This window comes from Bradyrhizobium uaiense, from assembly GCF_010811875.1.
GTDB lineage: Bacteria > Pseudomonadota > Alphaproteobacteria > Rhizobiales > Xanthobacteraceae > Bradyrhizobium > Bradyrhizobium uaiense.
In genome coordinates this window covers 1-22,358 of sequence record NZ_VKHP01000099.1, presented here as the reverse complement: position 1 = coordinate 22,358, position 22,358 = coordinate 1, and the positions used below count along the sequence as shown (strand labels likewise).

Here is a 22,358-nt window from a genome sequence, read left to right as displayed (position 1 = left end):
ATGCACAACGCTCTGATCCGGCGGGGGCGGCGATGGCTCTATGTCGTCCATCGCTGGATCGGCATTGCGACGTGTCTCTTGTTCGCGATGTGGTTCATCTCCGGCCTCGTCATGATGTACGTGGCGTTTCCACGCCTCACCGACAGCGAGCGCCTCACCGCGCTTCCGGCCATTCTCTGGAATAAGGTGCAGGTCGCACCTGACAGCGCGATGGCGATCGCGGGGATGGAGCATTATCCGCGCGATCTCCGCCTCTCGATGATGGACGACACGCCCGTCTATCGCGTGACCGGCTGGAAGGGAGCCGCCGTCACCATTTCGGCAATCGATGGTCGTGTGATCGATCGCATCACGCCGGAGCAGGCACTTGCCGTTGCCGGCCATCATCCGCAGGCAGTACAGCCGCACTTGCTCGAAACCGTGACCCGCGACCAATGGTCGGTGACGGCACGCTTCAATCCGTTGCGGCCGCTCTATCTGATCGGCCTCGGCGACGCCGATGGCACCGAGCTCTATGTCTCGTCGCGCAGCGGCGAGATCGCGCTCGACACCACGCGGCGGGAGCGCGTTTGGAGCTGGCTCGGCTCGATCCCGCACTGGATCTATCCGACGGTGCTGCGCAAAGATGGTCCGCTGTGGCGAGACGTGGTGCTGTGGATCTCGGGCGTCTGCCTCGTGGTCGCGGTCACCGGTTTCTGGATCGGCATCCTGCGCCTGCGGCTGACGCGCCGCTACGCTGATGGCGCCGTCTCGCCCTATCGCGGCTGGATGGCCTGGCACCACATCGCCGGGCTGATCGGCGGCGTCTTCGTCTTCACCTGGATGTTCAGTGGCTGGCTGTCGCTCAATCCCGGCGGCGCGTTTTCCGCTCGCGGCATCACCCGCGAGATCGCGGCCGGTTACAGCGGCCACGACACGCCCGATATCGTCGCCGGCCTCCAGTCATCGCCGTCGATATCGGCCGTGGAGGCGCGCTTCGTCTGGATCGGCGGACGCCGGCTGATGCTGCTCGACGACAATAGCGGCCATCGCAACGTCGCCGATCCCGCGACCGGCGTTCCCGTAACGCTCGCGCGCGACGAGATCATCGCGGCCGCCGGGCGCGCGATGCCGGGTGCTGCGGTGATCTCATCGCGACAGCTCAATAAAGCGGATGCCTATTGGTACACGCTGCACCATGCGCGCGAGCTTCCCGTGCTGCGGGTCGGCTTCGACGATCCCGCCCACACCTGGTTGCACGTCTCTCCGGTCACCGGCGATATCCTCGACCGCAGCGACGACAGCCGCCGCTCCTATCGTTGGCTGTTCAACGCGCTGCACAGCCTGGATTTCCCGCTGCTGCTGCGCATCTGGGCGGCGCGCGACGTCGTGGTCTGGCTGTTGTCGGCAATCGGCACGATCGTTTCGATCAGCGGCATCGTGATCGGCTGGCGCCGGCTGCGGCGGCCGAAGGTGCGAAGCCTCGCGCGGTCGCCCTCGTAATCCCGGCTATTTGACCGTCAGGTGCACGTCCGGCTCCGGCCGGCTGGGGACCCAGTCCAATGCAAACCGCTGGCCGGCGATGATCTCATTCCTCGAGAGCTTCAATGCGACCGCATCCCGGAACCGGAGATAGGCATCGCGCTGCCGCCCGCCGGTGCGGGCCGCCGCCAGATTGAGCCATTTGTACGCCAGCACGTAGTCATTCGGAACGCCGTGGCCCTTGTCGTACATTATGCCGAGCATGGCTTGTGCGAACGGGTCTCCCTGCACGGCACCGCGATAGTAGAGATTGGCGGAGGCGTCATAGGCCTGCGGGACCCCGAAGCCGTGCTCATACATGAAGCCGAGCATGCCGAGGGCTCTTGGGTTGCCGCGCTCGGCGGCGGGCGAGAGCTCTCGGGCAGCCCTGAGATAATCGCCGCGCTGGAAGGCGGCAGTTCCGCGTGCGACGCTGTCGGCGCTCGCGACCGACGCCGTCATCGCCCAAAGCACGATTGCGAGCGACGCGCCGAGGCTTGTCCGTTGCGCGAGCATGCGGAGCGTCCTGTTGCCCGGTTCAGTGGAAGCTGGTGGTGATCGGCGCATTGGTCGATGTCGTGGCGATGCTGCCGCGCAATTTCGATCGGAGTTCCTCGGCAACGACCTGGGCGTCGGAACCGTTGCGGATGATCTGCGGGCGGATGAAGATGATCAGCTCGGTGCGCTGGGTGCCGTTGCTCTGGTGCCCGAAGGCGTCACCGAGGCCGGGAATCTGGTCAAGCACGGGAAGCGCATTGCGGTTGCCGCTCTGCTGTTCGCTGATCAGGCCCGCCAGCAGCACGGTCTGGCCATTGGCGACCGCGATCTGGCTCTTGACCCGCCGCTCCGACACGGTCGGGGTCAGGTTGACCGTGCTGCTTTGGGGGACGTTGCTGATCTCTTGCTCGACATCGAGCCGCACGGTGCCGTTCACGCTGACGCGCGGCGAGACCCGCAGGATGATGCCGGTGTTGCGATAGTCGATGGTGTTGACCACGGTATTGCTCGTGGTCAGCACCGTCGCGCTGCCGGTCGACACCGGGACGACGTCGCCGACCTGCAGCGTCGCGACCTGGTTGTTGATCACGACCAGCGAGGGATTGGAGAGCACCTTGACGCTGGTGACGGCATGCAGCGCGTCCAGGATCAGGCTCGGCTGCGTTTCGGACCCGATCAGGAAATTGAAGCCCGGGAAAGCCCGGTTGATGAAGGCATTGGTGAGTGAGCCGGCGACGGAGACGGCCCCGGTGGTCGCATCCGTGGTGGTCGCTGGCGCCGCGGTGGCCTGGGTGCCGAGGATCGAGCCGGTGTTCGGCTTTAGGCCGAGGTTCCGGCTGGTGAGATAGCTCTGCACGCCATAGGACAAGGTGTTGTTGAGCGTGACCTCGGCGATCGTCGCATCGATCGCGACCTGGAGCTGCGGCTCGTCGATCTGCAGCAGCGTCGACTCGATGATGCGGTAGTTGGCCTGGTCGGCATAGATCAGGAGATTGTTGTTCACGACATCGGGCGTGATCCGCACATCCTGCATGACGGGCTGGCCGTTGCCGGAGCCGGTACCAGAACCGCGTCCGCTATCCAATGCGGCATTGTTGCCCTGGCCTGGATTGTTGGGATTGTTCGCTTGCCCTCCTGCGCCAAATCCCTGGCCGAGGCCCTGGCCCGTCGCGCCTGTCCCTGAAGTGCCGCGGGACGCGAAGCCGCCCATGCTCGGATTCGAGCCGTTGTTGTTGTTGAGCGACAGACGATCGGCCACGCTTGACGTCGACGAGGTGCCGGAGCCCGGCGCGAGCTGGCTGTCGGCACTGTCGAGCAGGTTGCCGGACGAACCGCCGAGGAACATGTCGGTCAGGACCCGCGCGATCTGGCGCGCATCGCCGTACTTGACGCGGTAGACGTGGACCGTGGTTCGCGCCGTGTCGTTGCGATCGAGACGCTTGATCCAGGTCGCGGCCGTGTGCAGCATGTCCGGCTTCTTGGTCACGACCAGGATCGCGTTGAGGCGCACGATCGGCATGAACTTGATGACGTTCTGGCTGAGGCCGTTCTCACCGGAATCGACGATCTTCTCCAGTTCGGCAATCACGGGCGCGGGCGACCCGCTCGAGATCGGGAAGATGCCGACCGATTGGCCGCGCATCCAGTCGACGTCGAAGCTCAGCACCGTGTCGACGGCGGTGCGGCGCTCGGCGCCGGTGCCCTGGATCAGAAGCAGATTCCGCGTCGTGTCGGCGCGGATCGCGCCGGCCCTGGTGGCGAAGCTGTCGGTCAGTTTCAGCAGGGTCTGGGCCGACACATATTGCAGGGGGACCACCGAGATGCCGAAGCCGGCTTCGGGATTGGCTGCCGCGGCATCGACGCGGCCGCCGCCGACGGCGTCGCCGAGCGGCGTCAGGCGGTAGCCCGCCGTATCCTTGAGCAGCACCACGCCGCTCAGGCGCAGCGCGTTTTCAAGCACGAAGACCATGTCGGATTTCGGCACCGGTCGGACCGACACCAGGCTCACCGTGCCCTGCACCCGCGGGTCGATGGTGTAGCCGACATGCAGGATGTCGCCGAGCACGACCTTGGCGACGGTCGCCACCGGCGTGCTTTCGAAATTCAGGTCGAAGCCGTTGCCGTTCGACGCCGGCTGCGGCCGCGCGTCGACGACCGCCGTGACTTCGCTTCCCTCATACATTGCCGCGCGGACGCTGCCGCTCTGGCTGCCGCCTGTCGCCGCCAGCGCGCTCACCGGCTGCGGCTGGCGCGGCAGCAGATCGAGCGATCGCACCTTGTCGGTGACGTCGACCTGGGACGCGTCCACGCTCTCGCCGACCGTCGCGGAATTGCAGGACGCCAGCAACCCCATTGACGCCAAGGCAAAAATGGCTGCGAGGCCGCCACGGATCGTCGGGCAGCGGCCCACTGTGCCTACGCGTTGCATGAAGGCCCTTCGCTCTGACTAACTGAAATTTCGATTGCTTGCGACGATCGGTCCTACCCCGCACGGACTCTTAGCGATCGAACATGACAGAAATAAATTGGTTACATGATTGTCGTTCGCGACCTGCCCTAACGCATCGCACCAAAACTGTGCAGCAGGCGCGCGTCGTGTCCGCGATGCCACGTCCGGATTTCTTGAACGCGGCAAACCATGTGACTTCGCACAGCTGTCACACTTCGGATCGATAACCGCAGAATTGCCGGAAGCCGAACGCGGCGGCACGCAGCGGCCCTTGGCACGGACTGATCCGGGATAGTGTGGCGGGATACAAGGAATGGCCAACGACCTGTCCGTTCGGTTCGTGGATTATCTGCGTCAGAACAATCATCTGGCGCCGATCGATGGATCGGCGGAGCGGACCGGGCAGGGCGCCGACGTCAGGCAGTTGAAGTTGTGGGAGATCGCCAGTCTCTCACCGACCGAATTCGCCGACGAAGCCGCGCGCTTCTTCGCGCTCGGCCGCCTGACGCTCCAGGACATGACCTCGGCTGAACCGCTTGTCGGGTCGTTCTCGGCGCGTTTCCTGCGCGAGACCATGGTCTTTCCATGCCGGGCAGCCGACGGGAGCACCGTCCTCGCGGTGGTCGATCCGACCGACCAGGCGACGCTGCGGGCAGCGCAGATCGTGCTTGGCGCCGGCATCAACGTGAAAGTGGCGTCGTCGGAAGACGTCGCCATCGCACTGAACAACTCCTCCAGTGCCGAGGAGGCCGAAGCCACCGATACGGCGGCGGCGCTGCCCCGCGAAGACGACATCGAGAGCCTGCGCGATCTTGCCAGCGGCGCACCGGTGGTGCGCGCGGTCAATGATCTGATCGAGAAGGCGGTCGAGCTTCGCGCCAGCGACATCCATATCGAGCCGTTTTCCGCCGGCCTCATGGTGCGCCTGCGGATCGATGGCCTGCTGCGGCCGGTCGCGGCGCTGTCGGGCGTGCTGCCGCAGGCGGTGGTCTCCCGCATCAAGATCATCGCGAATCTCAACATCGCCGAGCGTCGCCTGCCGCAGGACGGCGCGGCACGGCTGCGGGCCGGACGGACCGACATCGATATCCGCGTCGCGATCATGCCGACGCAGCATGGCGAATCCTGTGTCATCCGTATCCTGCCCAAGGATCGCGGCCTGCTGGTGGTGGAAAAGCTGGGGTTCTCGGAGCCCGACGAAACCAAGCTGCGGCGGCTCCTGAAGCTGCCGCATGGCATGATCGTGATCACCGGGCCGACCGGCAGCGGCAAGACCACGACCTTGGCGACGATCCTGTCGATCCTCAATGAGCCCAGCCGCAAGATCCTGACCATCGAGGATCCGGTCGAATACGAGATTCCGGGCGTCAACCAGTCCCAGATCAAGCCCGCGATCGGTTTGACCTTCGCCACCGCGCTACGGTCCTTCGTTCGCCAGGACCCAGACGTGATCATGGTCGGTGAAATCAGAGATTCCGAGACCGCGCATGTCGCGGTGCATGCGGCGCTGACCGGGCATCTGGTGCTGACGACGCTGCACACCGAGACCGCGGCGGCCGCGGTGCCGCGCCTGCTCGATCTCGGGGTTGAAGGCTATCTGCTGCGCTCGGTGTTGCGCGGCGTGATCGCGCAGCGCCTGGTCCGGCAACTGTGCGAGCGCTGCAAGACGGCGCGGCGGCTGGCAGCCGCCGATCTCACCGAGGATCCCCGGCTCGCGGCGATCGGGCTCCGGGCCGGCGAGATCATTCACGAGCCCTGCGGCTGCGAGCGCTGCGGTGGAACCGGCTATCGCGGCCGCCTCGGCGCATTCGAACTGCTCGAACTGTCCAATGAACTGCGCGAACTGATCGGAGAGCGAACCGACGGGCTGAAGATCGATACGATGGCGATCCGGGCGGGCATGACCACGATGCTCGACGACGGGGTCGCCAAATGCCGCGCCGGATTGACCTCGCCCGCCGAGATCCTCCGCGTCGCGACCGTGCGGTGACGCCGTGCCGAATTATCGCTATCGCGCTCTGACCCAGGCCGGCGAGATCGTGAACGGCACGATCTCGGCCCCGACCGCGGCCGAGGTGGCGCGGCGGATCGAATACCTCAAGCTGCTGCCGATCGAAACCACCGAGGACAAGCGCGCATCCGGTGCCGCCGGCGGCCGCAGCCTGTTCGGTGGGCCGAGTGCCGCCGAGGTCACCACGTTCACGCGCGATCTCGCGCTGCTGCTGAAAGCCGGCGCGCGTCTCGACGATGCGCTGGAGCTTTTGTCCGGCGATGCCGATGTCGGCCGGATGCGTCCGGTGGTGGCCAAGATCCGCGCTGCCCTGCTCACCGGCGAGAGCTTTGCCGATGCGGTGGCGGATCATCCGACCTTGTTCCAGCCGATGTACATCGCCCTGGTTCGCGTCGGCGAGATCTCCGGCACACTCGATTCGGTGCTGGAGATGCTGGGGACCGAGCGCGCGCGGTCCGAGCAGATGCGGCGGAAGCTGACCGATGCGATGCAGTATCCGGCCTTCGTGCTGGTCGCGGCATCAGGCGTGATGCTGTTCTTCCTGCTGTTCGTGCTGCCGCAATTCTCGACCGTGCTGGGCGATTTCGGCGGCAAGTCGGATACGGCACTCGCCAGCTTCATCGCGCTGTCGGATTTCCTGCGCGCCAATGCCACGGCGGCATGTCTGATCAGTGCGGCGACGATCGCGCTCGCATGGTGGCTGCTGCGGCAGGCACGGGTGCGCGCCGCGCTGGTCGACGCGATCTCACGGGTGCCGGGCATCAGCAGCGCCTTCCAGTTCTATCGCGCCAGCCTGTTCTGCCGCAATCTCGGCGTCCTGCTCGGCAGCGGCGTCAACCTCACGGCCGCGTTGCGCATCCTCGTCGACATCATGGCGGTGACCGGGAGCGAGGCGAACTGGACCGCCGCCGCCGACCGCGTCCGCCATGGCGGGAAATTATCGGAAGCGCTCGCCGTGGCGGACAGCCTGCCGCCGATGGCGGTGCGCATGCTGCGGCTCGGGGAAGAGACCGGGCAACTGCCGGTGCTGGCCGGGCGGGTCGCGGAATTCTACGAAGCAAAATTGCAGCGCAGCCTGGACCGTGTCGTCGGCATCGTCGGTCCGCTGGCGATCATCACGATCAGCACGGTGGTCGGCGGACTGATCGTGTCGGTCATGACGGCGCTGCTCTCGGTCACGCAGCTAGTCGGTTAGAGCAGAGGTCATCGGTCATGATATCGCGCAACAGCATCATCGAGGCATTTTCCACGCGAGCGGGACGCGATCGCGCGCAACCGCAACAGCCAAGGCGTTCGGGCGAGGCCGGCTTCACCCTGGTCGAGATGCTGGTGGTGATCGCGATCATCGGCCTCATCATGGGACTGATCGGGCCGCGCGTGCTCAACTATCTCAGCGAATCCAAGGTCAAGACCGCGCGCATTCAGTTGCAGAGCTTCTCCAGCGCGCTCGATTTGTTCTATCTCGACGCCGGACGCTTCCCGTCCACGGCGGAGGGGCTTGCCGCGCTGGTCCGGCGCACCCCGGGGGTTGCCGCCTGGAACGGCCCGTATCTGAAGGGCGGCAACGTTCCGAACGATCCCTGGAATCATCCCTATCTCTACCGCTCGCCGGGCGAGCACGGACCTTACGACATCGTCTCCTATGGCTCTGACGGTCAGGAGGGCGGCAGCGGCACCTCTGCCGACATCTCGCTCGAGAAGACGACAGCCGCCAACAACGACCAACAATGACCACCGAGGATGCACGGCAAGCATGAATGACGCGACGCAGCGCGGTTTCACCCTGCTCGAGATGGTGTGCGTGCTCGCCATCATCGCGCTGCTGGCGGCCGTGCTGCTTCCCTTCATTCCGCACCAGACCTCGCGGTCGCGCCTGCAGGCCTATGCGTTGCAGGCCGCGACGCTGCTGAAGGCCGATCGGAATGCCGCCATCGAGCGCAGCACCAGCGTCGCGACGCTGGTCGATGCGTCGAGCCGGGTGATCCATTCGGGGGCCTCGCGCATGACGGTGCGGATCCCCGATGACGTGCGGTTCGATGCGGTGCTGCCGCAAAGCTGTCAGCACCGCGCGGCGCTGTCGACCATCCGCTTCTTCGCCAATGGCGGTTCCTGCGGCGGCTCCATCGCGCTGACGCGGCTCGATGCGGGATATGAGGTTCGCGTCAACTGGCTCACCGGAAGGGTTGAAATCGTTGCTCGCGATGTCGCCGCCAACTAACCGCCCTGATGCGGGGTTCACCATGATCGAGGTGCTGGTGGCGCTGGCGCTGGTGGCCGTCTCGGTCGTTGCGATCGGCGCCGTCATGGGCGTCAAGACGCGCGGCGTAAAGGCCATGGAGCAGCACGTGGCGCTGATGCAGGCGGTGCGCACATTGATGACGGTCGGCATTCCGCCGCGCGCGGAATTGCAGTCGGGCACCTCGACGGGGCAGGCGGAGGGCTACCGCTGGACCATCGAGGTCAGTCCGCTCGGTGGCGACTGGGCGGTGCCCGAAGGCAACGTGCCCTGGGCGCCGGAACTGGTGAGGATCCGCGTCAAATCCCCGGGCGGTGCATTGTCCGATATCCGCACCGTGCGCCTGATGCCGAGGTCATCGGAATGACCCCGGCTAAGACAGCAACGCGAACGCATGAGCGCGGTTTCACGCTGATCGAAACCATCGTTGCACTGGCGCTGATGGGGCTGTTGCTGTCGGCACTCGCCAGCATCACGGCACAATGGCTGCCGAGCTGGAACAAGGGGCTCGACCGGATCCAGCGCAGCGAATTGATCGGGATCGCGCTGGAGCGGATCGGCGCCGATCTTGCTGCGGCGGAGTTCGTTGCCGCCAACCGCGACACCCACAAGCCGCTGTTCGACGGATCGGAATTATCCGTCATGTTCGTGCGGACGTCGCTGGGGCCGAATGCGGGGCCGGGGCTCGACGTGGTGCGTCTTGGCGAGACCAGGGATCGCGGCGAGTTCGTCACGGTTCGGTCGCAGGCGCGCTTCACGCCGCTGGCCGACGGCGTGTCGCTGTCGGAGCAGGTGCATCTCGGCAGCCCCGTCGTGCTGCTGCGTGCGCCCTATCGCCTCTCCTTCGCCTATGCCGGTGCCGACCGGGCCTGGAAGAGCGTGTGGAAGGATGCCGACAAGCTGCCGGCGATGATCCGATTGACCGTGCGCGACGCCGCGAGCCAGCGCGTGCTGTCGGTGTCGACCATCGCACCGCTCCACGTTCAGATTCCAAGCGACTGCACCAAGCCGGATGGCAATTGCGGCGACAAGTCCGGTGGTCCCAACCTTGTCCCCGACCAGGGGAAGACCTGATGGGCGCGTCCGGCAATATCGGCCGCACGCCGGCCAACCGCGGCTTCGTCATCGTTGCGGTGCTCTGGATCCTGCTGGCGCTGTCGTCGCTGGCGATCATCTTCTCGGCCTATCTTGCCGCATCGGCGCGCGCATTGGCGGCGAGCGATATCGCGTTGCAGACCGAAGCGCTGGTGTCGGCCGGGCTCGAGCTCACGGCCTACCAGCTGACGCTGACGGACGAGAAGACGAGGCCGCAATACGGAGCGTTTCATTTCGGGCTGGACGATGCCAGCGTCAACGTGAGCTTCACGTCGGAGGCCGGACGTCTTGATCTGAACTATGCGTCGAAGGAGATGTTGATCGGCCTCTTCGTGGTGCTCGGCGCCGGGAAGGACGCGGCCAGCGAGTACGCCGACCGGATCGTCGGCTGGCGAACCCGGCCGGCGCAGGGCAGCGAGAATGTCGAGGCCGCGCGCTACAACGCGCTTGGCTATGCGCCGCGGCAGGGGCTGTTCACCCATGTCAATGAGCTGGCGCTGGTCGCCGGCATTCCCGAAGCCTTTGTCGATCGTGTGCTGCCGTTCGTGACGGTGTTCAACGGCGGTCCGGATGTCGATCCGACCATCGCCGCTCCGGAAGTCGCGCTCGCGGTGAACAAGGCATCGGGGAAGGATCAGGAAGGCTTCGGGTTGTCTGCTCTCGGGGCGAGTGCTCCCTCGCCGAACGGCGGCCTGTCCGCTGGATCGCAGGCGCCGACCGCGCAAACCGCGGCGTCGACCGCGCAGAGCCCTTGCTACCGGATCGCGATCTCGATCCGATTTCGCAACGGTCACCGCACCAATTCCGAGGCGGTGATTGCACTCGGCGACAAGGCCGAGCCCTATCGTGTGTTGTCCTGGCAGAACGATGTCGAGCCGCGAATGACGGTTCTGCCGCGCAAGAGAGGTTGATGGCGATGCTTGCCGAGGCACGGCAATGGTTCGAGCAGTGGATTGGCGCGGTCGCGACTGCCGTTGATGGTGTCGCAGGCAGGTTCATGCGCCGGCGCAGCGTCGAGCTCGACGAGAATGGCGACGGCACGTTCACCGCCCGCCTCGCGGTGGCGAAGGACGGCGCGCCGTCGGCTCCGGTTTCGTTCCGGCTCGATCACGATGCGCCGCAGCCTCCGCTGTCGGCGGAGTGGAAGAGCGTGTTCGAAGGCAGCCGCGTCGAGGTGCGGTTGCGGTCGGATCACATCGTCAGCCGCATGCTCGATTTCCCGAGCCAGGCCGGCGACTTTCTCGACGGCATGATCCGCGCGCAGGTCGACCGGCTGACGCCATGGACCGCCGCCGACGCCGTCTTCGGCTGGGGCCCGCCGCAGCCGATCGCCAATGACCGCATTGAGGTCGCGTTCAGTGCGACCGCGGCGACCAAGGTCGATCCGTTGGTCCGGATGGCGAGGCAGCTCGGCGCCGCCTCAGTTGAGGTCTCGGCGCCGGCAGTTGGCAGCGATGGCGCCCCGCAACAGGTGACGCTGCTCGACAAATCGCTGCGCGGCCTCGCAGGACCTCAGGTTCCGCGGCTGTTGCGCATCGGCCTGGTTTCGACGGCGGCCGCGGCCGCCGTCTCCTTGCTGCTGAACGTCTATCTCGGTGGATGGCTGCAATCCGAGCAGGAAGATTTGCAACACCGGATCTCGCAGCGGCGCGCCGCATTGCGTCTCGATGCCAATGGCGACGCGCCCGGTCTCGGCCTGCTGGCCAAGCGCAAGCAGACCACGCCATCGAGCGTCATGGTTCTGGAAGCGGTCTCGCGTGTCCTGCCCGACACGACCTATGTGACGGAGCTCCGCATCGAGGGCAACAAGGTGCAGGTGGTGGGGCTGACCCAGGATGCGCCGTCCCTGATCCGCCTGCTGGAGCAGTCGCCGCAGTTCACCCGCGCAACCTTCTTCGCGCCGACGACGCGCGCGGCGAATGAGACGGCGGAGCGGTTCCACGTCGAGGCCAACATCTCAGCCTATTTCGGGTCCGGCTCATGAGCGCAGCATCCCGATCGCTGACCGCCGTCAGCACCTCGCCCCTGGTTGCAACCGCGAGCTATCTCGGCCTGTTCGTGCTGCTGCTCTTTGTCGTCATCTCGTCGCTCTCGGATATCATCGGCCTGCGCAGCGATGTTGCGGCATCGGCCGGAATGCTGGAGCAGCTGGAGGGTCGATCCAAAGCAAATACCGCGCCCGGTCAGCCCGCCATGCCGACCGGCTCGGCCTATCTCGAAGGCGCGACCGTCACCGTTGCAGGCGCCACCTTGCTGCAACGCGTGTCGGGCGCGGTGATCAAGGCCGGCGGCAACGTGCTGTCGACGCAGCTCGACGTTCCCAACGCCCCGGCCAAGGCCGGCTTCATCAGCATGGTCGCGAGCTCCGAGATCGAGCAGGCGCAATTGCAGCAGGTGCTCTACGATCTCGAGGCCGGCATGCCGTTCCTGTTCATCGACCAGCTGGTCGTGCAGCCCGTCGCAGACGAGGCCTCCAAAGGAGCCGACCCCGGCAAGCTCCGCGTGCTGCTCGGCGTATCCGGACAATGGCGAGGAGCCAAATGATGCGACGCTTCGCAGCGACCATCGTGCTGTTGGCGGTGTCTGCCTATTCAGCCCAAGCCGCCGTGCCGGACCGTGCCGGCGACGCACTGGATGCCGGCATGCTCGACGACACCCGTCTCGGCGGACCGGTGCTGAATTCACCGCCGCCGTCCGAGCCTGTGACATCGGTTCGGGTGACGCCTGCGCCGGCACCGACGCCTCGGCCCCTCAGCGCAAATCCGCTGTGGGGCATTCCGCTCAAGACGCTGTCCAATACGCGCGATCGCCCGGTGTTCTCGCCGTCGCGGCGACCTCCGCCTGCCGTCGTTGCGGAACCGGAAGTCAGCAAGCCGCCGCCGCCGCCGCGCAAGGTCGCGATCGAGCCGCCGCCGCTGTCACTTGTCGGCACGATCTCTGGCGACGACGAAAGCTTCGGGATCTTTCTCGATCAGTCGAACAAGACCGCGCTGCGACTGAAAATCGGTGACGAGTTCCAGGGGTGGAAGCTGCGAACCATCAAGGGGCGCGAAGTCACGATGCAGAAGGACGAGCAGGGCGCCGTACTCACATTGCCGCAGCCCGGCGGCGAGGAGAGCGATGCCCACCTCATTCCGGTGAGCACAGAGAGGATGCCATTGGCCGCGCGGCGCCAGAAGTGAGCTAGCTCAACCCGAGCAAACTCTGAAGGGCCGGCGTCAGGAGAAGCCCGAGCGCCAGAAACGGACCGAACGGAATCGACGTCCGGCGCTTCATCTCGCGTCCAGCGAGTTGCAGGCCACCGGCAACAGCAAGTGCCGCGAGCGCCGCGATCAGCAGCAAGGTCGGAACTCCCAAGGCACCGACCCAGATCGCCGCGGCGGCAAGAAACTTGACGTCGCCCAGTCCCAATCCGTCCACGCCCCGCACGGCGAAGTAAAGGCGCTGCAACAGCCAGAACAGCATGCCGACGAGGGCGGCGATCGCCATGGCCGTGAACGCGGCCGTTGTGCCGTCAGTGATGACGACGTTCGCAAGCCCGAGCGCTGCGATCGCAAGATTCAGCCAATTGGGAATGATGCCGTGGCGCAGATCGATCAGCGCGACCGCACAGCACAGCACGCAAAGCGCGCCGTAAGATCCGATGAAATAAAGAGCTTCGCGATCGATCTGCATGGTGGCGGGACAAGTGTGACGCGTGCCCACACTGTGTTGCAACAACTCGCGCGCGTTGAACAGTCTATTTTCAATTGATCCGTAGTCGCGTGATGGGTTTGCGCGATTGTGATCGTCGAGCACGATCGCAAAGTAGAAAAGATGCGACAAAAAGTCTGCGCTGTCACAAATCCGCATAGGATACCGACAATAGTGCGCCCCGCTACGTGCCACGAAGCCCTTCGTGACCGATCAGTGGGTAGACTATGCACAAGATGCGAGTGGCGGCGTGCCTGGCTTTGCTGGCGGCGTCGGCAGGCGTGCGCGCCGCGAATGCGGGCGCCCTCGAGGACGGCGCCGAGCGCTATCGGCCGTATCTGATCGAAGGCGTTGCCAGCGCGCTGGAAGGCGCGCGCGCCTTGCGCGAGCGTGCCGCTGCTGCGGACCTGCCCAGTGCAAAGAAGGCCTGGCTGTCGGCACGCGCCGGCTGGGAGCGCTCGGAGGTGTTCACCGCGGGCTTCGTGCCGGAGCTCGACGCGCAGATCGATGCCTGGCCGAACGCGGACAGCGGATTTCATGCCATCGAGGCGAAGCTGTTCGGAGCCGGCAATACCGACGTTGCCGCCGATGCGACGGGGCTTGTCGAGCACTTGAATGACCTTCACGGCAAGCTCAAGGACATCAAGCTGACGCCGCAAGGCTTGCTGGATGGCACGGTGCGGCTCGCCTACGAGGTCGGCGAGAGCAAGGCGGATGGCGGCGAATCACGCATCAGCGGAACTTCGCTGGATGATATGCGCAACAACATCGCAGGCATCGACTTCGCCTACCACACGATCTTCTCGACCGCCCTCAATACGGTCGACGGCAAGCTCGACGAGATGGTGACGAACCGGATCGAACAGCTCGAAGCGATCGTCGCCACGCCCGATCTGCCGCATGTCAACATTGCCGATCTGCGCCAGACCAGTGAGGAACTGGTCATTGCGTTGCAGAGCGCCTCGGCGAAGCTCGGGCTGCAACGCCCGACGCTGGAGGCGCAGGCGCGATGACCTCGCTTCACCGGCGTCTGGCTGCGCTGCTCTCCGGTGTCATCGTTCTGGCACTGCTCGGGCGCGCGGCGGCGTTTCCGGTCGATGGTGACAAGACCGTGTTGCCGGTCGCGACCGAACTGAACGAGGATGCGCTCGACAAGCCGCGCGAGGTGTTTCAGTCCGAGCGGACCGGAGCCAAGTCGTATCTGGTCAATCTCGGCGATCTCGCCTTCAATTCGCCGGGGCTGCTCGGCGAGGTGGCGCGGCAGGCCGGCGTGAGCTGCGGCACCTGCCATGTCAACGGCGCGAACAACGCCAAATTCTTCATGCCGAAGATGTCGAGCCGGCCCGGCACGTTCGACACCACAGGTCCCTTGTTCAATCCGAAGGCCAACAATCTGGCGTTCGATCCGGTGCGGATTCCGAGCCTGCGCGGCGCCCGCTATCTTGCGCCTTATGGCGCCGACGGCCGGTTCGCCTCGCTGCGCGACTTCGTCCACAACGTCATCACCAACGAGTTCGCGGGACCCGAGCCGTCGCCCGCGACGCTCGATGCGATCGTGGCCTATATTCACGACATCGACTTTCTGCCCAATCCGAGCCTTGGTCCCGCCGGACGGCTGGCCGGCAAGATCACCGAGGCGGAGCATCGCGGCGAAGCGTTGTTCGCAAAGCCGTTCCCGCACGATCCGGCGCTGAGCTGTGCGGGCTGCCACGTTCCATCGTCCGGCTTTGTCGATCACCAGCAGCACGACGTCGGTTCGGGCGGTCTGTTCAAGACACCGACGCTGCGCAACGCCGACTTCAACGCGCCGTATTTTCACGACGGCCGCTTCGACAGTTACAACCAGGTCGTCGACTATTTCGACCGGACCTTTCAGCTCGACCTCTCGGTGCGGGACAAAGGCGACCTCGTCACTTATCTCACGGCCGTCGGCGATGGCGTGCAGCCCTATGAGCGCGACGGTGCCGGTGCGACGCTGAAGGAGATCAACGATTTCTCGACGGTGCTCGCAACTGCGGTTCCTGCCGGCGACAAGGACATCGTTGCGCTGGCGGTCGATACGATCGGCCGCGAGCTGCGCGAGTTGACCGAGCAATATCCCGATCGCAAGAACACCAGCGTGTCGGGCGGCGAGCAGCAGCGTGTGCTTGCGCGCAACGGCCTCAAGGAGCTGGTGCTCACGCTGCGGCGAATCGAGATGGCAGTTGCCGCAGGCCGCAACGCGGATGCTGCAACCGAGTTGAGGAACTATCGCAATCTGATGGCTGCTGCAGTGCCTGCGCTATTGGCCAGCGCCGAGCCGTGGTCGTTGTTCAATCAAGACGTGCACGACCAGCATTATGCTGCGCTTCGTCAGGTGATGCGTTCGCGGCATATCTCGCGCTGATTGAGCGTAATTGTAGTGCATTTGCGATCTGCGCCGCGGCGTGGATTGCTCAGTCGATTTTCGATCTTCAGTTGAAGAGTCGAATCGCGGTGCTGCTGCGTGCAGCAGCAGATGTCTCCACGGAAAATCTTTGAACGTTTCGAAAATTCTCGCGCGCTTTCACGTAAGCGAAAACCATGCGTCATACTGTCGCACTAAGCAGTGTGTGTTGCTAACCGCAAAACACCTGAGGTCGACAATGGGTTTGAATTACAAAAAGCACTGGCGAACCAGCACGGCGCTCTGCGTTGCGTCAACGGTGCTCGTCGCAACAGCCGCCTATGCCGCGCACTATCCGGGCGGCCGCAGTGATTGGGACAAGCGTTCGCATCACAATCATCAGGCGCACGAAGAGGGCATTCGCGCGAACCATGAAGATCATGAAAATCATGGTGACAAGGATCACGGCGGCAAGGTGAAGACCGCTACGCCGATCAAGCACGTCATCATTCTGATCGGTGAGAACCGCGGCCTGGATCACACCTTCGGTGTGTACAAGCCGAAGGGCAAGGGCCAGACGATCTCCAACCTGTTGTCGAAGGGTATCGTCAACGAGGACGGAACGCCGGGACCGAACTTTGCGCAGGCGCAGCAGTATTCGGTCGCGGGCCAGACGGCCTACTATATCGGTGCGCCGACCATCTCGAAGTCGCCCTACAACGCGACCAATGTGATGCCGCAGCCGAACACCAACGGCACGCCGACCGCGCAGAACGACACTTCGCCTCCGTTCAAGACGATCACCGAAGCCAGCGTCGAGAAGGACATGGATCCGGCTGATCTCGACATCCTCACCACCGGCTTCAGCGGCCTGCCGACCGGTGTGCTCGATACCCGCGTTCCCGGCGCCGGCGGCCTGAACGGACCGTTCCCGCTGCAGGGCGAGCAGATCAGCGACGACGACTACACCGGCGACTCGACCCATCGCTTCTATCAGGACTGGCAGCAGGAAGACTGCAGCGCCGCCAGCGCCACCAAGAAGAACAATTCGGGCTGCCTCAACGACCTGTTCCCGTTCGTGATGGCGACCTATTCGGCGTCCAACAAGAGCATGGCCAACTCGATGGGCTTCTACAACGCCCAGCAGGGTCAGGCTCCCGTTCTGAAGATGCTCGCCGACCGCTTCACCCTGAGCGACAACTTCCACCAGTCATTCCATGGCGGCACCGGCGCGAACCACTTCATGCTCGGCACCGGCGATGCGGCCTTCTGGAGCGACGGCAAGGGCAATCCGGTGGCGCCGCCGGCGAAACTGATCGCGAACCCGAACCCGGTCGCCGGTTCGGTCAACCGCTACACCGTCGATGGCAATTGGAGCAATTGCTCTGATGTCTTCCAGCCCGGCGTGAAGCCGATCGTCACCTACCTCAACAACCTGCCGTACGCGGCGGAGCCGAACTGCAAGCCCAACCACTACTACATGCTCAACAACGTCAATCCGGGTTATCTGCCGAACGGCGCGCTGTCGGGTGGCAACAACGTGCCGCCGTCGTCGGTTCGCACGATCGGCGATGCGCTGATGGAGAAGAACATCTCCTGGGCGTTCTATGGTGGCGCGTATAACGACGCCGTGGCGCTCTCCAACGCTGCGGTTGCCGCCAATCCGTCGAACCCCAACCTCGGCGCCGCTGCGGTCGCCGATCCGGCGCACGCGCTCGGTGTTGCCTACTGCCAGATCTGCAATCCGTTCCAGTATGCGACCTCGATCATGGCCAACCCGGCCGTGCGTCAGGCTCACATCAAGGACACTGCCGATCTGATCACGGCGATCCAGAACAACAAGCTGCCTGCGGTGTCGTTCGGCAAGCCGGACGGCCTGCTCGACGGTCATCCGCAGAGCTCGAAGGTTGATCTGTTCGAGGCCTATGTCCTCAACGTGCTCAGCGCGCTGGAGAACAATCCGGAGCTGAAGGCGGACACCGCCGTCTTCATCACCTGGGACGAAGCCGGCGGCTATTGGGACTCCGGTTACACGCAGTCGATCGACTTCTTCGGCGACGGACCGCGCATTCCGACCCTGATCCTCTCGCCCTATTCGACGGGCGGCAAGGTCAACCACAACTATGCCGACCACGTTTCGCTGCTGAAGTTCATCGAGCGCAACTGGGAACTCCAGCCGCTCACGAACCGCAGCCGCGACAACCTGCCGAACCCGTCCTACTCGAAGAACAACGAGTACGTCCCGACCAACAGCCCGGCGCTCTCTGATCTGTTCGACGCGTTCGACTTCAGCAAGCCGGTCACGCTGTCCTACACCGAGTGATCGAGCTCTCATCCAGCACGAGGTCTTGATTTCATCCACGGTCGGCGCCGATCGAACCGATGGTTCGGTCGGCGCCGTCATGTTTTGCCAGCCGACCACCTGATCGACCGGGACCACGCGATGAAGCGCAACGCGAAGACTTGCTCGAGAGACCGAAGGGCCGCAGGCTGCCTGCTTGCCGTCGTCATCCTGGTCGATGTTCCGATAGCGGCCATGGCGCAGCAGTTTTCCGCCGAGCTGGTTGCGCGGAAGGACGAAACGACGACCAGTCTGGGAACGCTGCGGGTCTCGCAACAGAAGGCGCGAATCGAGGCAAAGGCGTTGCCGGATGGCTTCTTCCTGATCGACACGGCCAAGCCCGCGGCGTATTTCGTCCGTCCTGCCGCACGCGTGTTCATGGATGCGAGGCAGTCCAGCCCGCTGACCCGGATGTTCGTGCCGGTCGATCCGAGCGATCCCTGCCGGCAATGGCAGGCAATCGCCCAGCTATCCGCGCCGATTGATCTCGCGACCTGGCATTGCCAACGCGACGGTGCGGAAGCGCTAGCGGGCCGCGATACCGATGTTTATCGGATCATGGCGCCGTCGGGTTCCGGCTTCGTCGGCTGGATCGACCGCGAGCGCAGGTTTCCGGTGCAGGTCAGAACCGCTGACGGGACGGTGATCGCGACAGATCATATCCGCGACGAACCCCAACCGGCGCAAAGCTTCGAAATGCCCGCAGGTCTGCGCAAATTCGACCCGCAGGTGCTGATCCGCAGGATCCAGCAGAGCGACGTATGGGTCGAGCAGCCGGCCTCGCAGTGATCGTGCAGTGCGCTACTGGGATTGCCGGCTTGTCACCGGCAGCATTCGGCCGAGCGCCGTGTAGTGCGACTGATGCACGTTGCCGTTGAACAGCGACCAGGGCTCGGCCTTTTTCAGGGCGACGGGCACGTCGAAATGCACCAGCTGGGCAAATTTGCGATATTCCGCCATCGCTTCGTCGATATGGCCGGCCGCGACTTCGAGATCGATGCGGCGCAAGGTGAGGACGAGGTCCTTCAGGATCGCGCGCGCCGCCAGCCGCTCGTCCTTGCCGCCGATCGAAACATTCCTGATGTCGGGAATATGCTCGGTCAATTCACGCAGTTCGGCGCCGACGCCGGTCACGGCCAGCGATACCACGGCGGTATCGGCGGCCGGGATCGCGACCTCGAGGACGCTCGAGAGCTCGAGCACCTCCTTCATCCGAAGCACCACGCCGTCCTTGTCGAAGGGGCGTTCGCCGTCGCCGACCGCATTCAGATAGGCCACGAGGTCCTGCGTATCCTGGGTCGACAGTTCGAGGTCGAACACCCGATCGAAATGATCGACCACCTGTTCGTAGGTGTCGTAGCGACCGTCGTGGAAGTACGGTGCATTGAAATTGGCGTTCAGCAACGTGGGGGTCTTGACCAGTCCGCCGGATCCGACGTCGTGGCGCACCTGGTCGTTGAAGGTTCCGGCGGGACTATGACAGCCGGCACAGCTCAACTCGGCCTGCTTCGGGAACGGCTTGAAGAACAGCGCTTCGCCACGGCGCTCGGCGAGGCTGGCCTGCGCGGCGAGCCTGCCGCCAGGCGCAATCTTCGGGTTGGGGAGGAAATCGATATCGTTGATATAGGCGACGAGGCCGTCGAGAACCTCGTCGCGCGGCCGCGGCCCGGAAAACTCGTTGACGATGACATTGTATATGAAGTCGCGCAGCGAGGTGATGCGCCCGTCATGTCCGTAGGGGGCGAGGTAGCGGGCGCCCCGCAGACTTGGAATCCGGACCGGATCGAGGATGCTGTTGAATGTTTTCGCGTTGAAGACGAGGCTGGTGGTGTCGAACGTGCCGGGGCGGGAGGACGCGCCCGGAACGAACAGTTTCGGGTTCGATGCGCCGTTGACGTGGCAGGTGCCGCAGCTCATCTCGGCCTGGCGCGCCTTGCCGCCGAGGATGGAGGGCGAGTTGAAGGCGAGATCGCCAAGATTGACCAGATAGGACTTTCGCCCGCCCACCGCTTCGGAATGAAAGATTTCGCGCGGCCGCGCCAGCGCCTCCTCTGAAAATTCAGTTCCGGCCGGCAGCACGGTCTGGTCGCCACCCAGCGGGAAAGCCATCGCGCGCAACGGGACGAGGGCCACGACGAGCGCCAGCAGCGCGATCCGTGCCGGTCTGCTGTCACGTTCGGTGGATGTTGAACGACGTTTCCGGGAGTTTGACGCCAGAATATCCCAAGCCATTGCGAGAAAACGCCCCTGTCACAAGCATATGCGCCGCCGTGCGTCGGAAGATGTCACGTAGGTGACAGTCTCCTGTCGGCAGGATCAATGACCATCTGTTTGGATAGACGACTGTTGATTGCGGTTTGATGACGTTCGATCAGCGAACTGCAACCGATCTGTGTCCGACGGGGCGAAAATTCGTCGGTGCACGAGCGATCTTTTCACGGGTTTGTGCGCGCGTCGAAAAACAGTCATCCCGGCGAAATGTGTTTTGCATAGCGTGTAACTCCATTTCTATTTCTTTCTGAAATCAGGAGAGCACTATGCGGCTTTGGGGAGCCATTCCGGCGCTCGTAGTTGTTGCTGGCGCCGTTGCCATCTCGCCGGTGGCAAACGCCGAGAATTTGGTCGAAAAGATCGTTGATGAATTCAAGCACGAGGTGCGTGACGAACTGCGTGACCGTGGCCATGAAGGTGTGCATCAGTACAAGCACATCGTCGTCATCTATCAGGAAAACCACAGCTTCGATAACCTCTACGGTCACTGGGGCGATGTCGGTCGTGACCAGATCAACGGCACGTCCGATGCCGACCAGGCTCATACGCTGCAGGTCCGGCAGGACAATCAGACCGTCTATGCCTGTCTGTTGCAGAACGACGTCAACCTGACCTCGCCGTCGCCGCAGCCGACGAGCTGCACCGACAATACGGGCTCGGTCGCGATCCTCAGCGCCTTCAAGAACAAGCCGTTCGAAATCAACGATTTCATTCCGACTTCGGCGACCACTTGTCCGAAGCCGCTCGGCTCGTTCGCGGCACACGGCTTCCTCAACGGCACCGGCGCGCCCGGCGGCTGCACCGCGGACATCGTGCATCGCTTCTACAGCGAGCAGTACCAGCTCAATGGCGGCCGGCAGAACCGCTACGTGACCGGCAGCGACGCGGCGGGTCTGGTGATGGGTTACTACGACACCAAGAAGCTGCCGATCTACACCTATCTCCACGGCCACGGTGCGCCGAACTACGTCATCGCCGACAGCTTCTTCCAGGGCGCCTTCGGTGGTTCGTTCCTCAATCACCAGTTCCTGGTCGCGGCCGCGGCGCCGCAGTTCGTCGGCGCCTTGAACGACGGCAGCGCCAACGATTTCCACGCGATCGTCGATGCGAACGGCATGCCGACCAGCACGCCGCTCTACACGCCGACCTCCACGGTGAAGGACGCGCAGCTGACGGCAAAGTGCAACCAGACCGGGCTGACGGCCGGCCTCGCCTGCGGCGACTATGCGGTCAACACCACGCAGCCGACCTACCAGCCCTATGCCCCGGGCACTCCCGACATCAAGCGCCTGCCGCCGCTGCACACGCCGAATATCGGCGACCGGCTGTCGGCCAAGCATGTTGACTGGGCCTGGTATTCGGGCGGCTGGTCGAACGCCAATGGCGACGTCGGCGCCTCCGGCTGGACCAACGGCAACGGCACGACCTGCACCGATCCGAACCATGTCTCCACGGCGGTGTTCCCGAATTGCCCGGACGTGGATTTCCAGTACCACCATCAGGCGCTCAATTACTTCGCCTCCTATGCCCCCGGAACGCAGGCCCGCAGGGATCACCTGAAGGATGAGGCAGAGTTCATCCAGGCAGCCAAGAACGGCCGGCTGAAGCAGGTCAGCTTCATCAAGCCGATCGGCGAGGAGAACGAGCATCCCGGCTACACCAGCGAATCCGAAGGCAGCCAGCATCTCGTCGATCTCGTCAAGGCGATCGTCGAAGGGCCGGACGGCAAGAACACGCTGATCATCATCACCTATGACGAGTTCGGTGGGCAGTGGGATCACGTTCCGCCCCCGCCGCACAACCGTCGCGGTGCCGAAGCCAGGGCCGCGGACCAGTGGGGCCCGGGTACCCGCGTTCCGGCGCTGCTGATTGCCAAGCGCTTCTCGAGCAGTCGCAGGA

The 22,358-nt window shown here is 64.5% G+C and carries 20 protein-coding genes; 16 read left to right on the top strand and 4 right to left on the bottom strand.

Going from position 1 to position 22,358, the window contains the following annotated elements:
• Positions 1–1,482, top strand: a complete 1,482-nt coding sequence (locus FNJ47_RS22835) for a PepSY domain-containing protein (RefSeq protein ID WP_163157111.1) — start codon at positions 1–3, stop codon at positions 1,480–1,482.
• A 6-nt stretch (positions 1,483–1,488) separates the two neighbouring features.
• Here FNJ47_RS22835 and FNJ47_RS22830 read toward each other — a convergent pair whose 3' ends face one another.
• Together FNJ47_RS22830 and gspD are read right to left on the bottom strand one after the other, a co-directional pair.
• A complete protein-coding gene (locus FNJ47_RS22830) occupies positions 1,489–2,016 on the bottom strand; it encodes a tetratricopeptide repeat protein (RefSeq protein ID WP_430649409.1) in 528 nt (175 codons plus the stop codon).
• 22 nt (positions 2,017–2,038) lie between these two features.
• A complete protein-coding gene (gspD, locus tag FNJ47_RS22825) occupies positions 2,039–4,426 on the bottom strand; it encodes a type II secretion system secretin GspD (protein WP_165445819.1) in 2,388 nt (795 codons plus the stop codon).
• Positions 4,427–4,760: 334 nt separating this feature from the next.
• Here gspD and FNJ47_RS22820 point away from each other — a divergent pair, with 334 nt between their 5' ends.
• Genes FNJ47_RS22820 through FNJ47_RS22775 form a run of 10 tightly spaced genes read left to right on the top strand, consistent with a single transcriptional unit; the run spans position 4,761 to position 12,971 of the window.
• Positions 4,761–6,437 carry a GspE/PulE family protein gene (locus FNJ47_RS22820; protein WP_163157109.1) on the top strand — a complete coding sequence of 559 codons (1,677 nt, stop codon included), beginning with the start codon at positions 4,761–4,763 and terminating at the stop codon, positions 6,435–6,437.
• A gap of 4 nt (positions 6,438–6,441) precedes the next feature.
• Entirely contained in the window at positions 6,442–7,653 is a 1,212-nt protein-coding gene (locus FNJ47_RS22815) for a type II secretion system F family protein (RefSeq protein WP_163157107.1), read from the top strand.
• Between the two features lie 17 nt (positions 7,654–7,670).
• Positions 7,671–8,189, top strand: coding sequence for a type II secretion system major pseudopilin GspG (gene gspG / locus FNJ47_RS22810; RefSeq protein ID WP_163157105.1), 519 nt, complete (start codon positions 7,671–7,673; stop codon positions 8,187–8,189).
• A 22-nt stretch (positions 8,190–8,211) separates the two neighbouring features.
• Positions 8,212–8,676, top strand: coding sequence for a type II secretion system protein (locus tag FNJ47_RS22805; RefSeq protein WP_163157103.1), 465 nt, complete (start codon positions 8,212–8,214; stop codon positions 8,674–8,676).
• The gene (locus tag FNJ47_RS22800; protein ID WP_430649408.1) at positions 8,609–9,061 is read left to right on the top strand and encodes a prepilin-type N-terminal cleavage/methylation domain-containing protein; all 453 of its coding nucleotides are present in this window, start codon (positions 8,609–8,611) and stop codon (positions 9,059–9,061) included. Before FNJ47_RS22805 ends, FNJ47_RS22800 begins: the two co-directional genes overlap by 68 nt.
• Positions 9,058–9,768 carry a PulJ/GspJ family protein gene (locus tag FNJ47_RS22795; protein ID WP_163157099.1) on the top strand — a complete coding sequence of 237 codons (711 nt, stop codon included), beginning with the start codon at positions 9,058–9,060 and terminating at the stop codon, positions 9,766–9,768. Before FNJ47_RS22800 ends, FNJ47_RS22795 begins: the two co-directional genes overlap by 4 nt.
• Positions 9,768–10,700, top strand: a complete 933-nt coding sequence (locus FNJ47_RS22790) for a type II secretion system minor pseudopilin (protein WP_163157097.1) — start codon at positions 9,768–9,770, stop codon at positions 10,698–10,700. The genes FNJ47_RS22795 and FNJ47_RS22790 overlap by 1 nt, the downstream gene beginning before the upstream one ends.
• Positions 10,700–11,773, top strand: a complete 1,074-nt coding sequence (locus FNJ47_RS22785) for a PilN domain-containing protein (RefSeq protein ID WP_163157095.1) — start codon at positions 10,700–10,702, stop codon at positions 11,771–11,773. Before FNJ47_RS22790 ends, FNJ47_RS22785 begins: the two co-directional genes overlap by 1 nt.
• Positions 11,770–12,333, top strand: a complete 564-nt coding sequence (gspM, locus tag FNJ47_RS22780; RefSeq protein ID WP_236000049.1) for a type II secretion system protein GspM — start codon at positions 11,770–11,772, stop codon at positions 12,331–12,333. The genes FNJ47_RS22785 and gspM overlap by 4 nt, the downstream gene beginning before the upstream one ends.
• Positions 12,333–12,971, top strand: coding sequence for a hypothetical protein (locus FNJ47_RS22775; protein WP_236000048.1), 639 nt, complete (start codon positions 12,333–12,335; stop codon positions 12,969–12,971). The genes gspM and FNJ47_RS22775 overlap by 1 nt, the downstream gene beginning before the upstream one ends.
• Before the next feature lies 1 nt (position 12,972).
• Here FNJ47_RS22775 and FNJ47_RS22770 read toward each other — a convergent pair whose 3' ends face one another.
• Positions 12,973–13,587: a prepilin peptidase gene (locus FNJ47_RS22770; RefSeq protein WP_347341702.1), complete on the bottom strand. Its 615-nt coding sequence runs from the start codon at positions 13,585–13,587 to the stop codon at positions 12,973–12,975.
• A 122-nt stretch (positions 13,588–13,709) separates the two neighbouring features.
• Between FNJ47_RS22770 and FNJ47_RS22765 the strand changes: the two genes are divergently transcribed.
• From FNJ47_RS22765 to FNJ47_RS22750, 4 genes are all read left to right on the top strand, one after another.
• Positions 13,710–14,495, top strand: a complete 786-nt coding sequence (locus FNJ47_RS22765; RefSeq protein ID WP_163157091.1) for an EfeM/EfeO family lipoprotein — start codon at positions 13,710–13,712, stop codon at positions 14,493–14,495.
• Positions 14,492–15,868, top strand: coding sequence for a cytochrome c peroxidase (locus tag FNJ47_RS22760; protein WP_163157090.1), 1,377 nt, complete (start codon positions 14,492–14,494; stop codon positions 15,866–15,868). The genes FNJ47_RS22765 and FNJ47_RS22760 overlap by 4 nt, the downstream gene beginning before the upstream one ends.
• A 238-nt stretch (positions 15,869–16,106) precedes the next feature.
• Positions 16,107–18,170: an alkaline phosphatase family protein gene (locus FNJ47_RS22755; RefSeq protein WP_236000047.1), complete on the top strand. Its 2,064-nt coding sequence runs from the start codon at positions 16,107–16,109 to the stop codon at positions 18,168–18,170.
• A gap of 120 nt (positions 18,171–18,290) precedes the next feature.
• The gene (locus tag FNJ47_RS22750) at positions 18,291–18,977 is read left to right on the top strand and encodes a hypothetical protein (protein ID WP_236000046.1); all 687 of its coding nucleotides are present in this window, start codon (positions 18,291–18,293) and stop codon (positions 18,975–18,977) included.
• A gap of 12 nt (positions 18,978–18,989) precedes the next feature.
• On the opposite strand, the gene FNJ47_RS22745 is transcribed toward FNJ47_RS22750, so the two are convergent.
• Complete coding sequence (locus tag FNJ47_RS22745; RefSeq protein ID WP_347341701.1) at positions 18,990–20,321, bottom strand: cytochrome c peroxidase; 1,332 nt, start codon at positions 20,319–20,321, stop codon at positions 18,990–18,992.
• A 404-nt stretch (positions 20,322–20,725) separates the two neighbouring features.
• Here FNJ47_RS22745 and FNJ47_RS22740 point away from each other — a divergent pair.
• Positions 20,726–22,358, top strand: a 1,633-nt coding sequence (locus FNJ47_RS22740; protein WP_163157085.1) for an alkaline phosphatase family protein, incomplete at its 3' end; no start/stop codon positions are given.

Coding starts and splice junctions, on each gene's coding strand:
- FNJ47_RS22835 (WP_163157111.1), top strand. CDS start 1: ATGCACAACGCTCTGATCCGGCGGGGGCGGCGATGGCTCTATGTCGTC.
- FNJ47_RS22830 (WP_430649409.1), bottom strand. CDS start 2,016: ATGCTCGCGCAACGGACAAGCCTCGGCGCGTCGCTCGCAATCGTGCTT.
- gspD (WP_165445819.1), bottom strand. CDS start 4,426: ATGCAACGCGTAGGCACAGTGGGCCGCTGCCCGACGATCCGTGGCGGC.
- FNJ47_RS22820 (WP_163157109.1), top strand. CDS start 4,761: ATGGCCAACGACCTGTCCGTTCGGTTCGTGGATTATCTGCGTCAGAAC.
- gspG (WP_163157105.1), top strand. CDS start 7,671: ATGATATCGCGCAACAGCATCATCGAGGCATTTTCCACGCGAGCGGGA.
- FNJ47_RS22805 (WP_163157103.1), top strand. CDS start 8,212: ATGAATGACGCGACGCAGCGCGGTTTCACCCTGCTCGAGATGGTGTGC.
- FNJ47_RS22800 (WP_430649408.1), top strand. CDS start 8,609: ATGAGGTTCGCGTCAACTGGCTCACCGGAAGGGTTGAAATCGTTGCTC.
- FNJ47_RS22795 (WP_163157099.1), top strand. CDS start 9,058: ATGACCCCGGCTAAGACAGCAACGCGAACGCATGAGCGCGGTTTCACG.
- FNJ47_RS22790 (WP_163157097.1), top strand. CDS start 9,768: ATGGGCGCGTCCGGCAATATCGGCCGCACGCCGGCCAACCGCGGCTTC.
- FNJ47_RS22785 (WP_163157095.1), top strand. CDS start 10,700: ATGGCGATGCTTGCCGAGGCACGGCAATGGTTCGAGCAGTGGATTGGC.
- gspM (WP_236000049.1), top strand. CDS start 11,770: ATGAGCGCAGCATCCCGATCGCTGACCGCCGTCAGCACCTCGCCCCTG.
- FNJ47_RS22775 (WP_236000048.1), top strand. CDS start 12,333: ATGCGACGCTTCGCAGCGACCATCGTGCTGTTGGCGGTGTCTGCCTAT.
- FNJ47_RS22765 (WP_163157091.1), top strand. CDS start 13,710: ATGCACAAGATGCGAGTGGCGGCGTGCCTGGCTTTGCTGGCGGCGTCG.
- FNJ47_RS22760 (WP_163157090.1), top strand. CDS start 14,492: ATGACCTCGCTTCACCGGCGTCTGGCTGCGCTGCTCTCCGGTGTCATC.
- FNJ47_RS22755 (WP_236000047.1), top strand. CDS start 16,107: ATGGGTTTGAATTACAAAAAGCACTGGCGAACCAGCACGGCGCTCTGC.
- FNJ47_RS22750 (WP_236000046.1), top strand. CDS start 18,291: ATGAAGCGCAACGCGAAGACTTGCTCGAGAGACCGAAGGGCCGCAGGC.